This window comes from Streptomyces toyocaensis, assembly GCF_000725125.1.
Lineage (GTDB): Bacteria > Actinomycetota > Actinomycetes > Streptomycetales > Streptomycetaceae > Streptomyces > Streptomyces toyocaensis.
The window spans coordinates 82,036-104,285 of sequence record NZ_JFCB01000006.1 but is presented as its reverse complement, the minus strand read 5'-3'; the positions used below and the strand labels follow the sequence as shown (position 1 = coordinate 104,285).

The window sequence follows — 22,250 nt, the reverse complement described above, 5'->3', positions numbered from 1 at the left end:
CCTACGAGGTCACCAGGGACCCCGTGTCCACCGGGACCGCCGCGTCCGCCGCGCGCTCGGCCTCCCGCGCCACCTCGGCCGCCGTCAGCACGTACCCCGTCTCGGCGTCCGACGTGGAGCGTGCGAACACCACGCCGTACACCCGGCCGTCGGTGGTCAGCAGTGGGCCGCCGGAGTTCCCCGGGCGGACGGTCGAGCGGATCGAGTAGATCTCGCGGGTGACCGTCGCGTCGTTGTAGATGTTCTGCCCCCGGGCCTGCACCCGGCCGGCGACCGTCGCCGCCTGGAGGTTGAGGTCGCCGTCCTGCGGGTAGCCCGCGACGACAGCCGAGTCGCCGCGCCCGGCGTCGGAGTCGAACTCCAGCACCGGCGCCCGTAGGTCCGGCACGTACAGCACGGCCACGTCCTTCCGCGGGTCGAAGAGCACCACCCGCGCCTCGTACGTCCGCCCGACCCCGCCCACGCGTACGGTCGGCTCGTCGATGCCCGCCACCACGTGCGCGTTGGTCATCACGCGCTCCCGCGCGTACACGAAGCCGCTGCCCTCGCGGCCCTGGTTGCCCGCGACGCCCTCCACCTTCACGGTGCTGCGCTGCGCCGCACGCGTGGCGGCCGCGGTGACGCTGTCACCGGTGGGCGCGGCGACCTCGGCCGTCGACTCGGTCTCGAACGGGTTGAAGACCTGCGGGAAACCCGCCTCCGTCAGCGCCGAGGTCGCCCGGGAGAACCAGCCCGGGGTGGTGTCCGGCATCGCGTCCTGCACCGCACCGAGCAGCCGGGAGTCCCGGATCGCCGACGTCACCAGCGGGGAGGAGGAGGCGCCCAGCACGCTCGCCACCACCCACGCCACGATCAGCACCGCCACCGAGTTGGCCGCCGCCCCGCCGACCCCGTCCGCCACCCTCAGCGGGCCACGGTCCAGCTCCCGGCGCAGCCGGAGCGCCAGCCGCCCCGCCAGCTCGTGGCCCACCACCGCCGGCAGCAGCACCGTGAACACGGCCGTCACCGTCGCCCGCGTGGTTCCCGGCGTCACCAGGTCCATGACCCAGGGCAGGATCCACACGCCGACGACCGCGCCGCCCACGAAACCGGCCAGCGAGACACAACCGGCCAGCAGACCGCGCCGGTAACCGGACGCCGCGTAGGCCAGGACGACCAGCAACAGCAGGATGTCGAGCAGGTCCACGCACGCCGCCTTTCTCTCGGGACCACCGGCCCTTCAGTACGGGGCGGAGGGGCCCGGTGATCAGCCACGCGCCGAGCGGCCGCCGGGAAGCGCCGTACGCGCGTGCACTGGGGGAAACGACCCGGACCAGGACGATGGTTCCACCGGGTGGCACAGCACATATCGCGGACCCCGCCGATCGGACTCACAGTGAGACCATGCGTGTCCTGAGACGACAGCGCGGAGCGCGCCGGCGCCGCTCCCCCCGGATACCCGGCGGGCCCGGCTCCCCGCGCCTGCCCAGAGCCGCCACGGTCGCCCTCGGCTGTCTGCCGGGCCTGGCCGCCGCCGTCGCCCTGGTCCTGTGCGCCTACGGCGTCGAGCGGGCCGCCGAGTCCTCCGGCCCCGCCTCCGCCGCGCCGAAGACGCCCGCCTTCCGGGCCCCCCGGCCCCCGATCGTGCCCCGCTCGGCCTGGCTGGGCGACGGCGCCCGCGAGCAGCCGCCCCCGCGCTACGACGACGAGGTCGTCGCCGTCTTCGTGCACCACACGGACTCACCCAACGACTACGACTGCGCCGACGCGCCCGGCATCATCAAGGCCCTGTACGAGGGCCAGACCCTCGGCCGCGACTGGGACGACCTCGGCTACAACTTCGTCGTCGACCGCTGCGGCACGATCTACGAGGGCCGCGCCGGCGGTACCGACCGGCCCGTCACCGGCGCCCACACCCAGGGCTTCAACCACCGCACCACCGGCATCGCCGCCCTCGGGACCTTCACCGAGGGGGTCCACGTACCGCCAGGGATGCTGCACGCGATCGCCGAGCTGTCCGCCTGGAAGCTCGGCACCTCCGGCACCGACCCGCGCGCCGACGTGCGGCTGGTCTCCAGCAACGGCGGCAGCCGCTACGCGGCGGGCGCCACCGCGACCCTGCACGCGATCGCCGGACACAGCGACGGCTACATGACCAGCTGCCCGGGCGCCGCCCTGCAGGCCCGCCTCCCCGACATCAGGACCCTCGCGGCCCGCCTCCAGGGCCGCGACACCGCACAGCAGGCCACCCGGAAGGACACACGCGAGGACACACGGAACGCCCTGAAGCGACACGTCACACAGAACGAAGAGCAGATCCCATGAGCGACACCCCTGAGCGAAGTACCACCTGGGCGGACGCCGTGCGCCGCCCCTGGACGGCGCTGTGCGCCGCCGCAGCCGTCGTCCTGGGCCCGGCGTGCCACACCGCCTCGGCCCTCATGCAGGCCAACGCCGCCCCGCTGCGTCACACACCGAGCCCGCACCGGCGTCTGTGAACGCGGGGTGCGCGCGCCGTCCGCGGCTCAGGTGCCGAACCGCTCCCAGAGCCGCGGACAGCGTTCGGCGAGCAGCGCCTCGTCCTCGAGGTCGAGCGGTGTCCCCTCCGGCTCCGCAGGGGCCGGGGCCGGCCCCAGATCGGGTGCCACCGTCCCGGTGAGCTGCTCGTACGCCTCGTCCGCCGCGTAGCCGAGCTCCTCGCCGTCGCCGTCGATCTCCTCGTCGAAGTCGTCCAGCAGGTCGGCGAGCGCGTCGGGATCGTGCAGGGCGCCCTCGAACACCTCCCGGCCCTGGCCGATCAGCCAGCACCGGAAGTAGTCGAAGGCGTCGTCGCCCGCCCCGCCCAGCAGGATGTGGGCCGCGGCCCACAGGTCCCAGCGGTAGGCGCGGTGATAGCGGGACTCGAAGTGACGGGCGAAGTCCAGCACGGCATCCGGGTCGAGTCGTACCAGCCGCTCCACCAGCAGGTCGGCCTGCTCCTCCGGGTCGCCCTCGGCATCCTCCCGGGCGGTGTCCACCAGCTCCCAGAACTCCGTCTCGTCCATCACGAGGTCAAGCATCGGCCCTGCGGCACCGCGACGCACCCGCAGGGCGAAGCCCTCGGGGTCGGGAAGGGACACCCCCTTCACCGCCCGTACAGCTCCGCAAGCCGCACGGCCTCCGCCGCGAACCGCTCCCGCAGGGACCCCGGCTCCAGCACCTCCACCTCCGCGCCCAGCGCCGTGAGCTGCGCATGGGCGACCTCCTCGGACTCCACCGGCAGGGTCACCGTCACCCAGCCGTCCCCGTCCGGCTCGCCCGCCCGGGCCAGCGCCTCCCGCGCGGACAGCGGATCCACGGCGTGCGGGAGCCGGCGCACCCCCTGCGCCGACAGCCGCACCACGATCTCCACCCGCAGGAGCGAGCGGGCGAACTGCTCCGCCCGCTCCTCCCAGAACGCCGGCAGATCGAACTCCGCCACGCGTCCGAAGCGCTCCTCACCCGTCTCCACCGCCGTGAACCGGTCGATCCGGTACACCCGGAAGGCCCCGCCCCCGGCCACCCGCGCGCACAGGTACCAGACGCCCGCCTTGAGCACGAGTCCGTACGGCTCCAGCTCCCGCGCGACATCGTCGTCGCCGCGCCGGTAGCGGGCGGTGATCCGCCGGTCGTCCCACACCGCGTCCGCGACCGCCGGCAGCAGCTCGGGCGTCGTCGGCTCGCGGAACCAGTTGGGGGCGTCGAGGTGGAAACGCTGCGCCGCCGTGCGGGAGGCGTCCCGGAGGGAGGGCAGCAGAGCGGCCGACACCTTCAGCCGGGCCGCCGAGGCCGCGTCCTCCAGTCCCATCTCGCGCAGCGCCCCCGGCACCCCGGACAGGAACAGCGCCTCCGCCTCGCTGCGGGCCAGCCCCGTCAGCCGCGTCCGGTACCCGCCGACCAGCCGGTACCCGCCGATCCGCCCCCGGTCCGCGTACACCGGCACCCCGGCCTCCGACAGCGCCTGCGCGTCCCGGGTGACCGTGCGCTCCGACACCTCCAGTTCCCGGGCCAGCTCGGCGGCGGTCATGGAGGGGCGGGACTGGAGCAGCAGCACCATCTTGATCAACCGGGCAGCACGCATGCGCCCCATCATGCAAGAGGCCCCCGCCGGGTGCGGCGGGGGCCTCTCGTCGGGATCGTCCTACAGGCCGTACTTCTCCCGTGCTTCCTTCACGGCGCTCGCCCGGACCTCACCGCGGCGGGCGAGCTGGGCCAGGGCCGCGACGACGATGGACTCGGCGTCGACGCCGAAGTGGCGGCGGGCCGCGTCGCGGGTGTCCGACAGACCGAAGCCGTCGGCGCCCAGCGACGAGTAGTCCTGCTCGACCCACTGCGCGATCTGGTCCGGGACCTGGCGCATGTAGTCGGAGACCGCCAGCACCGGCCCCTCGGCGCCCTGCAGGGCCTGCCGGACGAACGGCACCCGCTCCTCGCCGCGCAGCAGGGCCTCGTCGGCCTCCATCGCGTCCCGGCGCAGCTCGGTCCACGAGGTGGCGGACCAGACGTCGGCGGACACGCCCCACTCCTCGGCGAGCAGCCGCTGCGCGGTCAGCGCCCAGTGGATGGCCGTGCCGGAGCCGAGCAGCTGGATGCGCGGGGCGTTCGCCACCGGGGTCAGGCCCGCGGACTCCGCCGTGTTGAAGCGGTACAGGCCCTTGACGATGCCCTCGTCGACGCCGGCGGCCGACGGCTTGGCGGGCTGCGGCAGCGGCTCGTTGTAGACGGTCAGGTAGTAGAAGACGTCCTGGTCCTCGCCCGGCTTGCCCTCGCCGAACATCCGGCGCAGACCCTCCTTGACGATGACACCGATCTCGTACGCGAACGCCGGGTCGTAGGTCAGCGCCGCCGGGTTGGTCGCCGCGATGACCGGGGAGTGGCCGTCCGCGTGCTGCAGGCCCTCGCCCGTCAGCGTCGTCCTGCCCGCCGTGGCGCCGACCAGGAAGCCGCGGCCCATCTGGTCGCCGAGCTGCCACATCTGGTCGCCGGTGCGCTGCCAGCCGAACATCGAGTAGTAGATGTAGAACGGGATCATCGTCTCGCCGTGCGTCGCGTACGACGTCGAGGCGGCGACGAACTCGGCCATGGCGCCGGCCTCGGTGATGCCCTCGTTGAAGATCTGGCCGTTCTTGGCTTCCTTGTAGTACATCAGCTGGTCGCGGTCGACCGGCTCGTACGTCTGGCCCATCGGCGAGTAGATGCCGAGGGACGGGAAGAGGCTCTCCATGCCGAAGGTGCGCGCCTCGTCGGGGACGATCGGCACCCAGCGCTTGCCGGTCTCCTTGTCGCGGACCAGGTCCTTGACCAGGCGGACGAACGCCATCGTGGTGGCGACGTTCTGCGAGCCGGAGCCCTTGTCGAAGGCGGCGAACGCCTTGTCGGCGGGCTGGGGCAGCGGCGCGACCGGGTGGACGCGGCGGGCAGGGGCCGGGCCGCCGAGGGCGGCTCGGCGCTCCTGGAGGTAACGGACCTCGGGGGAGTCGGCGCCCGGGTGGACGTAGGGGACCTGGCCGTCGACGAACCGGGAGTCCGCGATCGGCAGCTCCAGCCGGTCGCGCATCGCCTTGAACTCGTCCACCGTCAGCTTCTTCATCTGGTGGTTGGCGTTCTTGGAGGCGAAGCCCTCACCGAGGGTGTGGCCCTTGACGGTCTGCGCCAGGATCACGGTCGGCGCGCCCTTGTGGGCGAGCGCGGCCTTGTACGCGGCGTAGACCTTGCGGGACTCGTGGCCGCCGCGCGAGAGGTGGAAGCACTCGAGGATCTTGTCGTCGCTCAGCAGCTTCGCCATCTCGGCGAGCGCCGGGTCCTTGCCGAAGAAGTCCTCGCGGATGTACGCGGCGTCACGCGTCTGGTACGTCTGCACCTGCGCGTCCGGTACCTCGCGCAGCCGGCGGACCAGCGCGCCGGTGGTGTCGAGCTGGAACAGCTCGTCCCACGCGGTGCCCCACAGGGTCTTGACGACGTTCCAGCCGGCGCCGCGGAACTGGGCCTCCAGCTCCTGCACGATCTTGAAGTTGGCGCGGACCGGCCCGTCGAGGCGCTGCAGGTTGCAGTTGATGACGAAGGTCAGGTTGTCCAGCTGCTCGCGGGAGGCGAGGGTGAGCGCGGTCGTCGACTCGGGCTCGTCCATCTCGCCGTCGCCGAGGAACGCCCACACGTGGGAGTCGGAGACGTCCTTGATGCCGCGGCTGGTCAGATAGCGGTTGAACCGCGCCTGGTAGATCGCGGAGATCGGCCCGAGGCCCATCGACACGGTGGGGAACTCCCACAGCCAGGGCAGCCGGCGCGGGTGCGGGTAGGACGGCAGGCCGTTGCCGCCGGCCTCACGGCGGAAGTTGTCGAGCTGCTGCTCGCTGATCCGGCCGTCGAGGAAGGCACGGGCGTAGATGCCGGGGGAGGCGTGGCCCTGGATGTAGAGCTGGTCGCCGGAGCCGTCACCCTCCTTGCCGCGGAAGAAGTGGTTGAAGCCGGTCTCGTACAGCCAGGCCGCGGAGGCGAAGGTGGCGATGTGGCCGCCGACGCCGTACTTGCTGCCGCGGGTCACCATGGCGGCCGCGTTCCAGCGGTTCCACGCGGCGATCCGCTGCTCCAGCGCCTCGTCGCCGTCCACGGCGGGCTCGGCGGCGGTGGGGATGGTGTTGACGTAGTCCGTCTCGAGGAGCTTCGGCAGCGCGATGCCGGCGCCCTCGGCGCGCTCCAGCGTGCGGCGCATCAGGTACGCGGCACGGTGCGGCCCGGCCGCCTTGGTGACGGCGTCCAGGGAGGCCTGCCACTCGGCGGTCTCCTCGGGGTCGCGGTCCGGGAGCTGGTCGAGCTCGCTCGGCTGGATGGCGTTGGGGTCGGTCATGTCGCCGCCTTCCTCAGTCGAAGGGGGGTGCCCTTGTGTCTTTGGCAGGACAGGGCGGAGGGCTCGGGTGGAACCCGGTGGCGACAATAACCCCCTGATCGATGATCGATCAAAGCCTGGACGGCAAAATCTCTCGATCTCGAGAAAGTCGGCACGGGGTGCCTCCGGCAGTGGCACCGGGTGACTGTCCAGTCGGGGTGTTTGCGCAGGTGAGGGGGTGTGTGCGCGGAAGAGCACGGGTGCCTGGGCGGAGTGGCGGCTGCGGACCCGCGGATGGCTGGTCGCGCAGTTCCCCGCACCCTCAGGGGCGCGGGGAACTGCGCGACGGGGTCTGGGGCGGAGCCCCAGGACGGGAAGGGAAGGGGCGGTGGGGGCGAAGAAGTCCCGCGCCTACGCCCGCGGCGCGCACCCCAGCACATGTGCCTTCACCAGCTCCGCGATCCGCGGATCCCGCCGCCGGAACGCGGCCACCAGTTCCTCGTGCTCCTCCGCGTAGGACTGCTGCACCGTCCCCAGCCACCGTATCGACAGCGCGGTGAACACCTCGATCCCCAGCCCCTCCCACGTGTGCAGCAGCACCGAGTTGCCCGCGGCCCGCACCAGCTCCCGGTGGAACGCCACCGTGTGCCGCACCTGCCCCGTCCCGTCCGCCAGCCGGTCCGCCTCGTACAGCGCGGCGACGTGCGGCTCCAGCGCCGAGCAGTCCTCCGCCAGCCGGTCCGCGGCCAGCTCCGCCGCGATCGCCTCCAGGCCGGCCCGGACGGGGTAGCTCTCCTCGAGGTCGGCGGCCGTCAGGTTCCGTACCCGCACGCCCTTGTTCGGCGCGGACTCGATCAGCCGCAGCGACTCCAGCTCCCGCAGCGCCTCCCGCACGGGCGTCTGGCTGACCTCCAGCTCCGTCGCGATCCGCCGCTCCACGATCCGCTCGCCCGGCTTCCAGCGTCCGCTGATGATCCCTTCCAGGATGTGCTCGCGGATCTGTTCGCGCAGCGAGTGGACGACGGGCGCGGTCATGAGGGGCTCCTTAGCGGGGCCCGCGGGCCCCCGGGGGGCTTTGACGCTTAGACAATACGGCGGGTTCGCTCCGCGGGGTGGGCACGCAGGGGTGCTTTCGTGCAGGTGAGACGAGACTTACACGCGGGAAAAACGTCGGTGCCCCCACCCGGGATCTCCGGGCGGGGGCACCGACGTGAAGCGGGGAGACGCCTTACAGACCGAGCTCGACCTCGAACTCGCCGGCCTCCAGGATCGCCTTGACCGCCGTCAGGTAACGGGCCGCGTCGGCACCGTCCACCAAGCGGTGGTCGTAGGAGAGGGTCAGGTAGGTCATGTCGCGGACGCCGATGACCGTGCCCTCCTCCGTCTCGATGACGGCCGGACGCTTGACCGTGGCGCCGATGCCGAGGATCGCGACCTGGCCCGGGGGCACGATGATCGTGTCGAACAGCGCGCCGCGCGAACCGGTGTTGCTGATGGTGAAGGTCGCGCCGGACAGCTCGTCCGGGGTGATCTTGTTGCCGCGGACCTTGCCCGCCAGCTCGGCCGTGGCCTTGGCGATACCGGCGAGGTTGAGGTCACCGGCGTTCTTGATGACCGGGGTCATCAGGCCCTTCTCGGAGTCCACCGCGATACCGATGTTCTCGGTGTCGAAGTAGGTGATGGTCCCCTCGGCCTCGTTGATCCTGGCGTTGATCGGCGCGTGGGCCTTCAGCGCCTGGGCCGCGGCCTTGACGAAGAACGGCATCGGGGAGAGCTTGACGCCCTCACGTGCCGCGAACGCGTCCTTGGCGCGGGCGCGCAGCTTCATCAGGCGGGTGACGTCGACCTCGACCACCGAGGACAGCTGGGCCTGCTCGTGCAGGGCCTTGACCATGTTGTCGCCGATGACCTTGCGGATCCGCGGCATCTTCACGGTCTGACCGCGCAGCGGGGAGGCCTCCAGGGCGGGGGCCTTCTTCGCGGCGGGCGCGGCGGCAGCGGCGGCCGGAGCCGGAGCCGGAGCCTTCGCGGCCTCGGCGGCGGCGATGACGTCCTGCTTGCGGATACGGCCGCCGACGCCGGTGCCCTTGACGGTGGCCAGGTCGACGCCGTTCTCGGCGGCGAGCTTGCGCACCAGCGGGGTGACGTACGCACCCTCGTCCGTGGCCTGGGCGGCGGCCGGAGCGGCAGCCGGGGCCGCGGGCGCCTGCTGGGCGGGAGCCGGAGCGGCCGGAGCGGGCGCGGGAGCGGCAGGAGCCGGAGCGGCCTGCTGCGGAGCCGGGGCCGGAGCCGGAGCCGGCGTGGGAGCGGGAGCCGGGGCGGGCTCGGGCTGCGCCGGGGCCGGGGCCGGGGTGGGCTCGGGCTGCGCCGGGGCCTCGGGAGCGGCCGGGCGGGGGCGGCGGCCGGAGCGGCCCCGGCCTCGCCGATCACGGCGAGCTTGGCGCCGACCTCGGCCGTCTCGTCCTCGCCGACCACGATCTCCAGCAGCGTGCCGGACGCGGGGGCCGGGATCTCGGTGTCGACCTTGTCCGTCGACACCTCCAGCAGCGGCTCGTCGGCCTCGACGGTGTCACCGACCGACTTCAGCCAGCGGGTGACGGTGCCCTCGGTGACGGACTCGCCGAGCGCGGGCAGGACCACGTCCGTGCCCTGCGCGGAGCCGCCGCCGGCCGCGGCCTCGGCGCTGGGCGCCGGAGCCGGGGCGGGCTGCTCGGTGGACGGCTCGGCCTGCGGCTGCGGCTCGGGAGCCGGCGGTGCGGCCTGCTCGGCGGCCGGAGCCTGCTCGGCGGCGGGGGCCGGGGCGGCCTCGGGGGCGCCGGAGCCGTCGTCGATCAGGGCCAACTCTGCGCCGACCTCGACCGTCTCGTCCTCGGCGACCTTGATGGAGGACAGCACGCCGGAGGCCGGCGAGGGGATCTCGGTGTCGACCTTGTCGGTGGAGACCTCGAGCAGCGGCTCGTCGGCCTCGACGCGCTCGCCCTCGGCCTTCAGCCAGCGGGTGACAGTGCCCTCGGTGACGCTCTCGCCGAGCGCCGGAAGGGTTACGGAAACCGCCATGGTTTCGGTTGCTCCTTAGAAGTGCGGAAGTCTGTGTCGTCGCGTCCGGTGACCGAGGCGTCAGTCGTGGGAGTGGAGGGGCTTCCCGGCCAGCGCCAGGTGGGCCTCGCCCATCGCCTCGTTCTGCGTCGGGTGGGCATGGACGAGCTGGGCCACCTCGGCCGGCAGCGCCTCCCAGTTGTAGATCAGCTGGGCCTCGCCGACCTGCTCGCCCATGCGGTCGCCGACCATGTGGACACCGACCACCGCACCGTCCTTGACCTGGACGAGCTTGATCTCGCCCGCGGTCTTGAGGATCTTGCTCTTTCCGTTGCCCGCCAGGTTGTACTTCAGGGCGACGACCTTGTCCGCGCCGTAGATCTCCTTGGCCTTGGCCTCGGTGATGCCCACGGAGGCGACCTCCGGGTGGCAGTACGTCACCCGCGGGACACCGTCGTAGTCGATCGGGACGGTCTTCAGACCCGCCAGACGCTCCGCCACCAGGATGCCCTCGGCGAAGCCGACGTGCGCGAGCTGGAGCGTCGGGACCAGGTCACCGACGGCGGAGACGGTCGGGACGTTGGTGCGCATGTACTCGTCGACCAGGACGTAGCCGCGGTCCATGGCGACGCCGGCCTCCTCGTAGCCCAGGCCCTGGGAGACCGGGCCGCGGCCGACGGCGACGAGCAGCAGCTCCGCCTCGAACTCCTTGCCGTCCGCCAGCGTGACCTTCACACCGTCCTGGGTGTACTCGGCCTTCTGGAAGAAGGTGCCCAGGTTGAACTTGATGCCGCGCTTGCGGAACGCGCGCTCGAGCAGCTTCGAGCTGTTCTCGTCCTCGACCGGGACGAGGTGCTTCAGACCCTCGATCACGGTGACGTCGGCACCGAAGGACTTCCACGCGGACGCGAACTCGACGCCGATGACGCCGCCGCCCAGGACGATCACGGACTTCGGCACGCGGTCCAGGACCAGGGCGTGGTCGGAGGAGATGATGCGGTCGCCGTCGATCTCCAGGCCCGGCAGCGACTTCGGCACGGAGCCGGTCGCCAGCAGCACGTGGCGGCCCTGGACCCGCTGACCGTTCACGTCGACGGACGTGGGCGAGGACAGCCGGCCCTCGCCCTCGATGTAGGTGACCTTGCGGGAGGCGATCAGCCCCTGCAGGCCCTTGTACAGGCCGGCGATCACGTCGTCCTTGTACTTGTGGACGGCCGCCATGTCGATGCCCTCGAAGGTGGCCTTCACACCGAACTGCTCGCTCTCGCGGGCCTGGTCGGCGATCTCGCCCGCGTGCAGCAGGGCCTTCGTGGGGATGCAGCCGTTGTGCAGGCAGGTACCGCCGACCTTGCCCTTCTCGATCAGGGCGACGTCCAGGCCCAGCTGAGCCCCGCGCAGGGCCGCGGCGTACCCACCGCTGCCACCGCCGAGGATCACTAGGTCGAAAACGGTGCTGGCGTCGTTCGCCACGTCACGTCCTCCATGCATGTGCGCCACGCCGGTCTCCAGTGACCGGTCGGCGGCTGGTGTCCGGCCGCTCTTTGTTCTCGGCCCTTAGGTGGGGCCCTGTCCTGCCGAGCCCTATCCTCGCACTTGTCGGGGCCGTACGAGACGCGGGGCCGTGGTGTGAGACGTCCCACTTCCGGTGACGGGGCCTCGCCCTACCCGCGTGCGAGGCCCCGTCACCGTGAGGAAGTGTCAGCTCAGGTCGCCGGCGGCCGCCCGCTCCGCCAGGCGGACCAGCGTGCGCACCGCCGAACCCGTACCGCCCTTGGGCGTGTACCCGAACGGGCCGCCCTCATTGAAGGCCGGGCCCGCGATGTCGAGGTGGGCCCAGGTGATGCCCTCGCCGACGAACTCGCGCAGGAACAGGCCGGCGACCAGCCCGCCGCCCATCCGCTCCCCCATGTTGGCGATGTCGGCGGTGGGCGAGTCCATCCCCTTGCGCAGGTGTTCCGGCAGTGGCATCTGCCAGGCCGGCTCGCCGGCCTCCTCGGCGACCTCGTGCACCGCGGAGCGGAACGCGTCGTCGTTCGCCATGATCCCGAACGTGCGGTTGCCCAGCGCCAGCACCATCGCGCCGGTCAGGGTCGCGACGTCCACGATCGCGTCCGGCTTCTCCTGGGAGGCGGCCCACAGCGCGTCCGCGAGGACCAGGCGGCCCTCGGCGTCGGTGTTGAGCACCTCGACCGTCTTGCCGCTGAACATGCGCAGCACGTCACCGGGGCGCGTCGCCGAACCCGAGGGCATGTTCTCGGCCAGCGCCAGCCAGCCGGTGACGTTGACCTCCAGGCCCAGGCGGGCGGCGGCGACGACCGCGGCGAACACGGCGGCCGCACCGCTCATGTCGCACTTCATCGTCTCGTTGTGGCCGGCCGGCTTCAGCGAGATGCCGCCCGAGTCGTAGGTGATGCCCTTGCCGACCAGGGCGAGGTGCTTCTTGGCCTTGGACGAGGTGTAGGACAGCTTCACCAGGCGCGGCCCGGAGGCCGACCCGGCGCCGACCCCGAGGATGCCGCCGTATCCGCCCTTGGTGAGGGCCTTCTCGTCGAGCACCTGCACCTTGAGGCCGTGCTCCTTGGCCGCGGCCTGCGCGATGGCCGCGAACGCCTCCGGGGTGAGGTCGTTCGGCGGGGTGTTGATCAGGTCGCGGGCGCGGTTGAGCTCCTCGGCGACGGCGGTGGCGCGCTCGACGGCGGCCTTGTACGCCTTGTCGCGGGGCTTGCCGCCGAGCAGCGCGGCCTCGGCGAGCGGGGCCTTGCCGTTCCCGCCGTTCTTCGCGGAGTCGCCGTTGTTCTTGTAGACGTCGAAGGAGTACGCGCCGAGCAGCACGCCCTCGGCGACCGCGCCGGCGGCGGCGGCATCCGTCAGGGGCAGGGCGAACGCGGCCTTCGTGGCACCGGCGAGGGCGCGGGCGGCGACACCGGCCGCCTTGCGCAGCGCCTCGGCGTCGTATCCGGCGTCCTTCCCGGGCTGGGCACCGAGGCCCACCGCCACCACGAGCGGCGCCTTGAAGCCGGCCGGCGCGGGGAGCTTCGTCACCTCGCCCTCGGCACCGGACGCGCCGAGAGTCTCCAGGACGCCGGCCAGCTTGCCGTCGTACGCCTGGTCAACGGCCTCGGCGCCCGGCGCGACGACCGGTCCCGAGGGCTTGGCGGCAGAGCCCTTGGCGACACCGATCACGATCGCGTCGGCCCGGAGACCGGGGACCGCGGCGGTGCTGAGAGTGAGAGCAGTCACGGTGGTGAAATCTCGCTTCCGATGTGAAGTTGCTGTGGCCGAAAGAGGTGGGTCGACCGGGCCCGGCAGCCGACCCTAATGGCGCTGTGCGGGTGCGGTCCCGCCGGGGCCTTCCCCGGTGCGGCGAACACTCGGGACGAGACTACGCGCGTACGTGCGTTCGCTCATTCCTGCGGGGGTCCACCTCCCGGTGACGCGGTGGCCGTGTCCGGGACCCCGTTGCCGCGCCGCCCCGCCGTCACGATCATCCTTGAAGCCCCTGAGCGCCGGCCACGCCGCCGCCTGTCCCCTGGAGAACGCCCGGTGAGACGACCGTCCCTGCTTGTCACGCTGCTCGCCCTGGCCGCCCTGCTGCCGGCGGCCTGCACCACCGCGCCAGAACCGGACGGGAAGGCACCGCCCGGCGGGCGCTGGCAGCCCCGGCCGGGCACCGGCTGGCAATGGCAGCTCAGCGGGCGGCTCGACACCTCCGTCGACGTACCGGTCTACGACATCGACGGATTCGACCACTCCGGGAAGACGGTCGCACGGCTGCACCGCGACGGCCGCAAGGTCATCTGCTACCTGTCCACCGGCGCCTGGGAGGACTTCCGCCCGGACGCCGGCGACTTCCCCGAGTCCGTGATCGGCCGGGGCAACGGCTGGGAGGGCGAGCGCTGGCTCGACATCCGCCGTGTCGACGTACTGGAGCCGATCATGGCGGAGCGCCTCGACATGTGCCGCGACAAGGGCTTCGACGCCGTGGAGCCCGACAACATGGACGGCTACCGCAACCGCACCGGGTTCCCCCTCACCGCCGGCGACCAGCTCCGCTACAACCGCCTCGTCGCCCGGCTCGCGCACGAGCGGGGACTGGCCGTCGGGCTGAAGAACGACCTCGACCAGATCCCGGAGCTGGTCGGCGACTTCGACTTCGCCGTCAACGAACAGTGTGCCCAGTACGGTGAATGCGACAGGTTGACGCCGTTCGTCGACGCGGGCAAGGCCGTCTTCCACGTCGAGTACGAGCTGCCCACCGGCCGCTTCTGTGCCGACTCGCGGCGCCTGGAGCTGAGTTCGCTGCTCAAGCGGTACGCACTGGACGCCTGGCGCCGGGCCTGCTGAGCCGGGACCGGTCACGTCCCCCGGGACGGGCCGGCCGTTTCCGTCCGGTGACACGACGACGGGACGTCCGGCGTCACCCGAATGCCGAGTGGCAAAGCGCGCCACGGCGCCCGGCTTCGGGCACAGCGGGTCGTCGTCCGGTCATGCTGCCTTCGGAACTCCCCCCGAGCCCGTAGGAGGACGTGGACCGTGGCGGACAAGAGCACAGTGGGCTCACTCGAAGAGGAGACCTACGAGGACGAGCTGCCCGTACGGCGCAGACGCCCCGGCAACGTCGTGGTGAAGTGGCTGACGACCACGGACCACAAGACGATCGGCACCCTGTACCTCTGCACCTCGTTCGGGTTCTTCGTCCTGGGCGGGATCCTGGCGCTGGTCATGCGCGCCGAGCTGGCCCGGCCGGGGCTGCAGATCATCTCGAACGAGCAGTACAACCAGTCCTTCACGATGCACGGCGTGATCATGCTGCTGATGTTCGCGACGCCGCTGTTCGCCGGTTTCGCGAACTGGATCATGCCGCTGCAGATCGGCGCGCCCGACGTGGCGTTCCCGCGGCTGAACATGTTCGCCTACTGGCTGTACCTGTTGGGCTCGCTGATCGCGGTGAGCGGCTTCCTCACCCCCAACGGGGCGGCCGGCTTCGGCTGGTTCGCCTACACCCCGCTGTCGACCGACAACTACTCGCCGGGTCTCGGCGGCGACCTGTGGATCATGGGCCTGGCGTTCTCCGGCTTCGGCACCATCCTGGGCGCGGTCAACTTCATCACCACGATCATCTGCATGCGCGCTCCGGGCATGACGATGTTCCGCATGCCGATCTTCACCTGGAACGTGCTGCTGACCGGTGTGCTGATCCTGCTCGCCTTCCCGGTGCTGGCGGCGGCGCTGTTCGCCCTGGAGGCCGACCGCAGGTTCGGCGCGCAGATCTACAACGCCGCCAACGGCGGGCCGGTGCTGTGGCAGCACCTGTTCTGGTTCTTCGGCCATCCCGAGGTGTACATCATCGCGCTGCCGTTCTTCGGCATCGTCTCCGAGATCATCCCGGTCTTCTCCCGCAAGCCGATCTTCGGCTACATGGGCCTGGTCGGCGCGACCATCGCGATCACGGGCCTGTCGGTGACGGTGTGGGCGCACCACATGTTCGCGACCGGCGCGGTCATGCTGCCGTTCTTCTCGTTCATGTCCTTCCTGATCGCGGTGCCGACCGGTGTGAAGTTCTTCAACTGGATCGGCACCATGTGGAAGAGTTCGCTGTCCTTCGAGACGCCCATGCTCTGGACGCTGGGCTTCCTGGTCACCTTCCTCTTCGGCGGTCTGACCGGCGTCCTGCTGGCCTCGCCGCCGCTGGACTTCCACGTCACGGACTCGTACTTCGTGGTGGCGCACTTCCACTACGTCGTGTTCGGCACGGTGGTGTTCGCGATGTTCGCCGGCTTCCACTACTGGTGGCCGAAGTTCACCGGCAAGATGCTCGACGAACGGCTCGGCAAGATCACCTTCTGGACGCTGTTCACCGGCTTCCACGGCACCTTCCTCGTCCAGCACTGGCTGGGTGCCGAGGGCATGCCGCGCCGGTACGCGGACTACCTGGCGGCCGACGGCTTCACCGCCCTGAACACGGTGTCGACGATCGCCTCGTTCCTGCTCGGCATGTCGCTCCTGCCGTTCTTCTACAACATCTGGAAGACGGCCAGGTACCACGCACCGGTCGGTGTCGACGACCCGTGGGGCTACGGCCGGTCCCTGGAGTGGGCGACCTCCTGCCCGCCGCCGCGGCACAACTTCGTCACCCTGCCGCGGATCCGCAGCGAGTCGCCGGCGTTCGACCTGCACCACCCGGACATCGCCGCGCTGGACGACCTCGAGAACCACCCCCAGGCTTCCGTGACGGTGGCCCCCGGTGACAAACAGCGATGAGGGCACGGCCCGGCAGCGGGAGGGGCGTGTGAATCCCCGTCAGGACAGCGCCCTCGGCCTGAACCGGCTCGAGGGCCACCTCCTGTGGGCGGCCGAGGTCGAGGAGGCCCGGCGCCGGGCCGACCGGTTCACCGGGGAACTGCCCTGGCTGACGACCGCGCAGCGCGAGGAGGTGGAGCGCGTGTACCGGGCCGACCGGATCGCCGCCTCCCGTGCCACGCTGGAGCGGATCTGCGCACGGGCGGCCGAGCTGCGCGTCGAGTACGAGACCCGCTACCGGCGGTTGCGGGCGCGCTGCGTGGCACTGGCGCTCCTGGCGGTGGCGGGCGGCGCGGGCACGGCGCTCGCCGCGGTCCTCACCCGGTGCTGACGGACCGCTGCCGCGCCGGTCCTCAGCCCAGGCAGGACACGACGAGCGCGGTCGTCGCCGCGGTCTCCGCGAGGCCGCCGAACACGTCGCCGGTCACCCCGCCGAAACGGCGCACGCAGTGCCGCAGCAGCAGTTCGGCCGCGGCGACGGCCGACGCCACCGCGAGCACGGCACGCAGGACGTCCTCCGCCCCCAGCAACGCGCTGCCGGCCGCCGCGAGCCCGGCGACCGCGAGCGCGGCGCCCACCGCGCCCGCCACCGGTACCGTCCCCGCGACCGCCGCGCCCAGCCCCTCCGGCCGGGCGGGCGGCACACCGGCCCGGGCGGCCAGGGTGAGCGCGAGCCGTGCCGCCACCGCCGCCACGACGGCGGCCGACGCGCCCCGCGCCCAGCCGTCGCCGTACGCCTGCGCCAGCGCGGCCACCTGGGCCAGCAGGACGAGGACCAGCGCGAGCACGCCGAACGGGCCGATGTCCGACTGCTTCATGATCCGCAGTGCGTCCTCGGCGGGCTTGGCGCTGCCGAGCCCGTCCGCGGTGTCGGCGAGCCCGTCGAGATGCAGACCCCGGGTCAGGACGGCCGGGACGGCGACCGTGGCGACGGCGGCGAGCAGCGTGCCCGCGCCGAGGAGCAGCAGCAGGAGTCCCACGGCCGCGGCCGCGGCGCCGACCGCCAGTCCGGCCACGGGTGCGCACAGCATCCCGGCGCGTGCGGCCGGCCGGTCCCAGCGGGTGATCCGGACCGGGAGCACGGTGAGCGTGCCGAGGGCGAAGCGCAGGCCGTCGGCGGCGGACGCGGGGGACTCGACGGACGCGGGGACCTCGGGGGTCCCCGGGGTCTCGGGGGTCTCGGGGGAGGAAGGCGCGGGCACCGGCGCAGGTTACCCGGCTCACCGTCCGGTCACCGAGGCGCCTGCTACAGGTGTGGATAAAGTGCCCATATGGGACATTGGCTGGACCGGAACATCATCGAGCCGGGCAAGCTGCCGCTGCTCCTCGCGCTGGCCTCCTTCGTCCTCACCTTCCTGATCACCCGGATGATCACCCGTCTGATCCGGGCAGGAAAAGGGCCGTTCGGCAACGTCACGGCCGGCTCGGTGCACATCCACCACGTGGTGCCCGGGGTCATCCTCATCGTGGCCGGCGGCTTCGGCGCGGTGGCGAGCGGCCGGCACGGCTTCGGTTCGGCCATCAGCGCGGTGATCTTCGGCATGGGCGCGGGACTGGTCCTGGACGAGTTCGCGCTCGTCCTGCACCTGGACGACGTCTACTGGACCGAGGCCGGGCGCAAGAGCGTGGAGATGGTCGTCCTCACCGCCGCGCTGGTCGGACTGCTGCTGGCCGGTTTCACGCCGTTCGGTGTGAACGACCTGTCCGAGGACGAACTCCAGAACCGCGCGGGCGTCGCCGGGAGTGTCGCCGTGAACTTCCTCTTCTCGCTGATCGCGCTGAGCAAGGGCAAGGCGCGGATCGCCGTCTTCGGAGTGATCATCCCGGCCGTGGCGCTGGCCGGCTCGCTGCGGCTGGCCCGGCCGGAGTCGCCCTGGGCCAAGCGCTTCTACCGGCGGCGGCCCCGGGCGCGGGCCAGGTCCATCCTGCGTGCCTACCACCACGACCGCCGGTGGTCCGGCCCCCGCCGGGCCTTCCAGGACTGGATCGGCGGCAAACCGGACCCACCCCGCCCCCTGGACCGGGGCTGACGAACCCCCAGCCGGCCAACGCCCGCCCCTCGGGGGCGCGGGGAACCGCGCGAGCAACCCCCACCCGCCCGCACGTCCGGGTCGAAGGGCAGCGCCCCTGGAGGACGGGACGGGAAGGGGCGGCGGGGGCGAGTGGGAGTCGGAGCCCCCGCCTGCCCCCCGCTCACTCGGACTTCGCAGGCTCCACCGGACGCTCCGGCAGCTCCGCCGCCAGCGCCGCGGCCGACTGCACCAACGGAAGGGCCAGCAACGCACCCGTGCCCTCCCCCACGGTGACCCCCTGCGACAGCAGCGGCTCCAGGGCCATCCGGTCCAGCGCCTTCGCCTGCCCCGGCTCCCCGCTCGCATGCGCCGCCAGCCACCAGTCCGGCGACCTGAACGCCACCCGCTGCGCCACCAGCGCGCACGCCGCCGTCACGACCCCGTCCAGCACGACCGGCGTCTTCCGCACCGCGGACTGCAGCAGGAACCCCGTCATCGCGGTCAGGTCGGCCCCGCCCACCGTCGCCAGCAGCCGCAACTGGTCGCCCAGCACCGGCCGCGCCCGCCGCAGCGCGTCACGGATCGCCGCGCACTTGCGCATCCACGCCAGGTCGTCGATCGCCAGCCCCCCGCGCCCGGTCACCACCGACGCGTCCGTCCCGCACAGCGCGGCCACCAGCACGCCCGCCGCGGTGGTCCCGCCCACGCTCACGTCACCGAGCACCACCAGATCGGTCCCGGAGTCGGCCTCCTCGTCGGCCACGGCCATCCCCGCGCGGAACGCCGCCTCGGCCTCCTGCGGGCTCAGCGCGTCCTCGATGTCGATGCGCCCGCTGCCCCGCCGCACCCGGTGCCGTACGACGTCCTCGGGCAGCGCCCCGGGATCGCAGTCCAGGGCCATGTCGACCACCCGCACCGGCACGCCGAGCCGCCGCGCCAGCACGGACACCGGACGGCCGCCCGCCAGCACCTCCCGCACCAGCTCCACGGCGCTGCCCGCGACCCGCGCGGAGACACCCAGCTCGGCGATCCCGTGATCGCCCGCGAAGAGCACCACCTTCGGCCGCTCGATCGGCCGCACCGGCACCGCGGACTGCGCCGCCGCCAGCCACTCACCCAGGTCGTCGAGACGGCCCAGCGATCCGGGCGGCACGGCCCGGCGCTCCCGGTGCGCCTCGGCGTCGCGGCGCACCCCGCCGTCCGGACGCTCGATCAGATCGGTGAAGTCGTCGATGTCAAGCGAGCTCATTCGCCGAACAGTACCGGCACTGATCGAACACCACGCGGCACCGGTCAGCCCCGCGCACGCGGTCTCACCCCCACCACGCCACCCCGGCGCCGGTCCACTCCGGAAGGCCATCCCCTACGTAACGTTTTGCTCTGATTGCCGGACATCGTCCGATGGTCCGCCCTGTCCCGCGCCCGCCCGCGCACCACCTCCGCGCCGTCCCTCCTCACGCCGGGAGCCGCCCATGTCCGCGCCCACCCCAGACTCCGCGATCCCCGCCCCGCACGGCTCCAAGCGGGTCCACGAGCCGCGCCGCGCGGACTGCCCCTGGTGCGGCTCCGCGCGGCTGCGCAACCGGCTGAGAACCGGTGACCTGCGCCGGCACCGGCCCGGCCTGTTCACCGTCGACGAGTGCCGGGACTGCGGACACACCTTCCAGAACCCCCGCCTCACGGCCGAGGGCCTCGCCTTCTACCGGCGGGCCGTGCGCGGCGCCCCCCGCGACCCCGCCACCGAACGCGTGCTCGCCCTGCACGCCGTACGGCGCCGCCGCCGCGCGGCCGCCCGCGCGATGCTGCCTTTCGGGGAACCGGAGAGCTGGCTGGACGTCGGCACCGGACTCGCCCACTTCCCGCAGACCGCGCGGGAGTACTTCCCCTACACCGCCTTCGACGGGACCGACCTCACCGCGCGCGTCGAGAAGGCCCGTGCGCTCGGCCGTGTCGACGAGGCGCACATCGGTCCGCTGACCGACCCGCGGGTCATGGCCGGGCTGGCCGGCCGCTACGACGTGGTCAGCCTGCTGCACCACCTGGAACACACCACGGACCCCCGCGCGGAACTCCACGCGGCCCTCGACGCCCTGCGGCCCGGCGGCCACCTGCTCATCGAGACCCTGGACCCGCGCTGCGTGTTCGCCGCCCTGTTCGGCCGCTGGTGGCTGCCCTACGACCAGCCCCGCCGACTGCACCTGATGCCCCGGCGCAACCTCCGGGCCGAACTCGAGGAGCGCGGCTGCGCGCTCGTCACCGCCGGGCACCGGGCCGCGCACGTGCCGCACGACCTGGCCGGACTGACCGCCCTCGCCCTCTCCCAGACCCTCCCCGCCCCGGACACCCCCTGGCGTGCCGTCCCGCCGTCCGCGTTCCGGCGGCACCTGCGCACCGTGCTGCTCCGCGCGGGCATCCCGCTCGTGGCCGCCGCCGCGCTGACCGACCTGGCCCTGGCGCCCGTGGTGCGCCACACCCCGTTCGCCAACGCCTACCGGATCATCGCGCGCAAGCCGTGACCGCCCCCCCCGTCACCCCCGCAGGACGACGGCCTGCCCCGCCACCACCAGCAGCACCTGCTCGCACTCCTGCGCGAACGCCGCGTTCAGCCGCCCCAGTTCGTCCCGGTACCGGCGGCCGGACGCGGTGGCGGGCACGATGCCCGAACCCACCTCGTTGGACACCGCGACCACCGTCCGCCGGGTCTCGCGCACCGCGTCCGTCAGCGCCCGCACCCGCCCCCGCAGCGCCCGCTCCCCGCCGTCCGCCCACTCCGCGTCGTCCCACGCGCCCACGGAGTCCATCGCGTCCGTCAGCCACAACGACAGGCAGTCCACCAGCAACGGCGGCCCGTCGTCCTTCAGCAGCGGCACCAGATCGCACGTCTCGACGGTCCGCCACGACCCCGGCCGGCGGTCCTGGTGCGCCGACACCCGCGCCGCCCACTCGGTGTCCCCGTTGCGCGACCCGCCGGTCGCCACGTACAGCACCTCCGGGAACGACTCCAGCCGCCGCTCGGCCTCCACCGACTTGCCCGAACGGGCCCCGCCCAGCACCAGCGTCCGCCGCGGCACGTCGGGCACGTCCTCGTAGGCGCCCACCTCCAGCGTGGTCCCGTCCGGCACGGCACGCGCCCCGGCCGCCGCGAGCCGGCGCCGCGACTCCGCGCCCGGCGGCACGTCGTGGTCCAGGTGGACGGCGACGACATCCGTGGTCGGGCCGACCGCGCCCACCTCCCGCAGCCTCGCCAGCGCGTCCGGACGCCCCACGACGTCCAGCAGCACCATGGCGTACGACTCGGCCGGCCCTTCCAGCCCGGCCGGCGCCCCGCCCGGCGGGAGGTACAGCAGCCGCTGCCCGTCCGGGCCGGTCACCGCGTACCCGGTACCGGGCGCGTCCAGCGCCACGGCCCGCACCCGATGGCCCGTCAGCAGCGCCAGCTCCCGCCCGTCCGGCACCCGTCCCGGCTGCGGCACCCCGGCCGGCACCTCGACCGCGGGGCCGTGGTGCGGGTGCGACAGCAGCACCTGGCGCACGCCACCCAGCGAACGCCCGGCACGGGCGGCCGCGAACGCCGCGCCCGGCGTGAGGTCGAGCAGCAGCGCCCCGTCCACCAGCACCGAGGTGGCGGCCCGCGCGTCCGCACCGAGCGCGGACGCGCACGCGGCGCAGGGACAGTCGGGGCGGGGCAGTCCCGCGGGGGCACCGGTGCCGAGCAGAGTCAGTTCCACGCCCCGATTCTCACCCGCCCCCACAGGCGCTGCCCGTCCGACTACGCTCTTGGTCGGGAGCCGGACCGGGATCCGGCTTCTGTCGTGCAGTGTGGTCATACCCATGGGAGGCGTACATGGCGGCATGGACGTGGCGGTTCGAGAAGGCCGACGGGACGCAGGTCGAGCCCGCGGTGCCGCCGGAGGAGTTCCCCACACAGGGGGACGCCGAGTCCTGGATCGGGGAGAACTGGAAGGCCCTCGCGGAGGGCGGCGCCGACCAGGTACGACTGCTGGAGGACACCACGGAGATCTACGGCCCGATGAGCCTCCACGCTCAGGAGGCGGCCGCGGAAGAGGCGTGAGCCCCTCCGG

General features: G+C 72.9%; 18 protein-coding genes and 1 pseudogene. 8 read left to right on the top strand and 11 right to left on the bottom strand.

Going from position 1 to position 22,250, the window contains the following annotated elements; genetic code table 11:
- Position 1: 1 nt before the first annotated feature.
- Positions 2 to 1,186, bottom strand: a complete 1,185-nt coding sequence (locus tag BU52_RS09635) for a MarP family serine protease (RefSeq protein WP_037931290.1) — start codon at positions 1,184 to 1,186, stop codon at positions 2 to 4.
- 197 nt (positions 1,187 to 1,383) lie between these two features.
- Here BU52_RS09635 and BU52_RS09630 point away from each other — a divergent pair, with 197 nt between their 5' ends.
- The gene (locus BU52_RS09630) at positions 1,384 to 2,304 is read left to right on the top strand and encodes a peptidoglycan recognition protein family protein (RefSeq protein ID WP_235216296.1); all 921 of its coding nucleotides are present in this window, start codon (positions 1,384 to 1,386) and stop codon (positions 2,302 to 2,304) included.
- A complete protein-coding gene (locus BU52_RS35605; RefSeq protein ID WP_167343510.1) occupies positions 2,301 to 2,477 on the top strand; it encodes a hypothetical protein in 177 nt (58 codons plus the stop codon). Before BU52_RS09630 ends, BU52_RS35605 begins: the two co-directional genes overlap by 4 nt.
- 27 nt (positions 2,478 to 2,504) lie before the next feature.
- On the opposite strand, the gene BU52_RS09625 is transcribed toward BU52_RS35605, so the two are convergent.
- From BU52_RS09625 to BU52_RS09595, 7 genes and pseudogenes are all read right to left on the bottom strand, one after another.
- Positions 2,505 to 3,023: a DUF4240 domain-containing protein gene (locus BU52_RS09625; RefSeq protein ID WP_037931566.1), complete on the bottom strand. Its 519-nt coding sequence runs from the start codon at positions 3,021 to 3,023 to the stop codon at positions 2,505 to 2,507.
- A gap of 80 nt (positions 3,024 to 3,103) precedes the next feature.
- Positions 3,104 to 4,078, bottom strand: a complete 975-nt coding sequence (locus tag BU52_RS09620) for a helix-turn-helix transcriptional regulator (RefSeq protein WP_037931287.1) — start codon at positions 4,076 to 4,078, stop codon at positions 3,104 to 3,106.
- 60 nt (positions 4,079 to 4,138) lie between these two features.
- A complete protein-coding gene (gene aceE / locus BU52_RS09615) occupies positions 4,139 to 6,841 on the bottom strand; it encodes a pyruvate dehydrogenase (acetyl-transferring), homodimeric type (RefSeq protein WP_037931284.1) in 2,703 nt (900 codons plus the stop codon).
- A 390-nt stretch (positions 6,842 to 7,231) separates the two neighbouring features.
- Complete coding sequence (locus BU52_RS09610; protein WP_037931281.1) at positions 7,232 to 7,855, bottom strand: GntR family transcriptional regulator; 624 nt, start codon at positions 7,853 to 7,855, stop codon at positions 7,232 to 7,234.
- A gap of 193 nt (positions 7,856 to 8,048) precedes the next feature.
- Positions 8,049 to 9,877 (bottom strand): annotated as a pseudogene (gene sucB, locus BU52_RS09605) (2-oxoglutarate dehydrogenase, E2 component, dihydrolipoamide succinyltransferase).
- Between the two features lie 60 nt (positions 9,878 to 9,937).
- On the bottom strand, positions 9,938 to 11,326 hold the full coding sequence (gene lpdA, locus BU52_RS09600; RefSeq protein ID WP_037931278.1) for a dihydrolipoyl dehydrogenase: 1,389 nt from the start codon (positions 11,324 to 11,326) through the stop codon (positions 9,938 to 9,940).
- 228 nt (positions 11,327 to 11,554) lie between these two features.
- Complete coding sequence (locus tag BU52_RS09595; protein WP_037931275.1) at positions 11,555 to 13,096, bottom strand: leucyl aminopeptidase; 1,542 nt, start codon at positions 13,094 to 13,096, stop codon at positions 11,555 to 11,557.
- 303 nt (positions 13,097 to 13,399) lie between these two features.
- On the opposite strand from BU52_RS09595, the gene BU52_RS09590 reads away from it, so the two are divergent.
- The 3 genes from BU52_RS09590 to BU52_RS09580 all read left to right on the top strand — a co-directional run bounded on the left by BU52_RS09590 (position 13,400) and on the right by BU52_RS09580 (position 16,487).
- The gene (locus tag BU52_RS09590; RefSeq protein WP_037931272.1) at positions 13,400 to 14,200 is read left to right on the top strand and encodes an endo alpha-1,4 polygalactosaminidase; all 801 of its coding nucleotides are present in this window, start codon (positions 13,400 to 13,402) and stop codon (positions 14,198 to 14,200) included.
- A gap of 189 nt (positions 14,201 to 14,389) precedes the next feature.
- The gene (gene ctaD, locus BU52_RS09585) at positions 14,390 to 16,117 is read left to right on the top strand and encodes an aa3-type cytochrome oxidase subunit I (protein ID WP_037931269.1); all 1,728 of its coding nucleotides are present in this window, start codon (positions 14,390 to 14,392) and stop codon (positions 16,115 to 16,117) included.
- 28 nt (positions 16,118 to 16,145) lie between these two features.
- On the top strand, positions 16,146 to 16,487 hold the full coding sequence (locus BU52_RS09580) for a hypothetical protein (RefSeq protein ID WP_037931266.1): 342 nt from the start codon (positions 16,146 to 16,148) through the stop codon (positions 16,485 to 16,487).
- A 22-nt stretch (positions 16,488 to 16,509) separates the two neighbouring features.
- Here the strand turns inward: BU52_RS09580 and BU52_RS09575 are convergent, their stop codons facing one another.
- Positions 16,510 to 17,265 carry an adenosylcobinamide-GDP ribazoletransferase gene (locus BU52_RS09575; RefSeq protein ID WP_037931563.1) on the bottom strand — a complete coding sequence of 252 codons (756 nt, stop codon included), beginning with the start codon at positions 17,263 to 17,265 and terminating at the stop codon, positions 16,510 to 16,512.
- Positions 17,266 to 17,427: 162 nt separating this feature from the next.
- Here BU52_RS09575 and BU52_RS09570 point away from each other — a divergent pair, with 162 nt between their 5' ends.
- Entirely contained in the window at positions 17,428 to 18,186 is a 759-nt protein-coding gene (locus BU52_RS09570) for a hypothetical protein (RefSeq protein WP_037931263.1), read from the top strand.
- A 163-nt stretch (positions 18,187 to 18,349) separates the two neighbouring features.
- Here the strand turns inward: BU52_RS09570 and cobT are convergent, their stop codons facing one another.
- The gene (gene cobT / locus BU52_RS09565; RefSeq protein WP_037931260.1) at positions 18,350 to 19,417 is read right to left on the bottom strand and encodes a nicotinate-nucleotide--dimethylbenzimidazole phosphoribosyltransferase; all 1,068 of its coding nucleotides are present in this window, start codon (positions 19,415 to 19,417) and stop codon (positions 18,350 to 18,352) included.
- 223 nt (positions 19,418 to 19,640) lie between these two features.
- Here cobT and BU52_RS09560 point away from each other — a divergent pair, with 223 nt between their 5' ends.
- Complete coding sequence (locus BU52_RS09560) at positions 19,641 to 20,684, top strand: class I SAM-dependent methyltransferase (protein ID WP_037931258.1); 1,044 nt, start codon at positions 19,641 to 19,643, stop codon at positions 20,682 to 20,684.
- A gap of 12 nt (positions 20,685 to 20,696) precedes the next feature.
- On the opposite strand, the gene BU52_RS09555 is transcribed toward BU52_RS09560, so the two are convergent.
- The gene (locus BU52_RS09555; protein WP_037931255.1) at positions 20,697 to 21,896 is read right to left on the bottom strand and encodes a bifunctional adenosylcobinamide kinase/adenosylcobinamide-phosphate guanylyltransferase; all 1,200 of its coding nucleotides are present in this window, start codon (positions 21,894 to 21,896) and stop codon (positions 20,697 to 20,699) included.
- Positions 21,897 to 22,012: 116 nt separating this feature from the next.
- Here BU52_RS09555 and BU52_RS09550 point away from each other — a divergent pair, with 116 nt between their 5' ends.
- Positions 22,013 to 22,240, top strand: coding sequence for a hypothetical protein (locus BU52_RS09550; RefSeq protein WP_037931251.1), 228 nt, complete (start codon positions 22,013 to 22,015; stop codon positions 22,238 to 22,240).
- Positions 22,241 to 22,250: the final 10 nt, after the last annotated feature.

Coding starts and splice junctions, on each gene's coding strand:
- BU52_RS09630 (WP_235216296.1), top strand. CDS start 1,384: ATGCGTGTCCTGAGACGACAGCGCGGAGCGCGCCGGCGCCGCTCCCCC.
- BU52_RS35605 (WP_167343510.1), top strand. CDS start 2,301: ATGAGCGACACCCCTGAGCGAAGTACCACCTGGGCGGACGCCGTGCGC.
- BU52_RS09625 (WP_037931566.1), bottom strand. CDS start 3,023: ATGGACGAGACGGAGTTCTGGGAGCTGGTGGACACCGCCCGGGAGGAT.
- BU52_RS09620 (WP_037931287.1), bottom strand. CDS start 4,078: ATGCGTGCTGCCCGGTTGATCAAGATGGTGCTGCTGCTCCAGTCCCGC.
- aceE (WP_037931284.1), bottom strand. CDS start 6,841: ATGACCGACCCCAACGCCATCCAGCCGAGCGAGCTCGACCAGCTCCCG.
- BU52_RS09610 (WP_037931281.1), bottom strand. CDS start 7,855: ATGACCGCGCCCGTCGTCCACTCGCTGCGCGAACAGATCCGCGAGCAC.
- BU52_RS09570 (WP_037931263.1), top strand. CDS start 17,428: ATGGGACATTGGCTGGACCGGAACATCATCGAGCCGGGCAAGCTGCCG.
- cobT (WP_037931260.1), bottom strand. CDS start 19,417: ATGAGCTCGCTTGACATCGACGACTTCACCGATCTGATCGAGCGTCCG.
- BU52_RS09560 (WP_037931258.1), top strand. CDS start 19,641: ATGTCCGCGCCCACCCCAGACTCCGCGATCCCCGCCCCGCACGGCTCC.
- BU52_RS09550 (WP_037931251.1), top strand. CDS start 22,013: ATGGCGGCATGGACGTGGCGGTTCGAGAAGGCCGACGGGACGCAGGTC.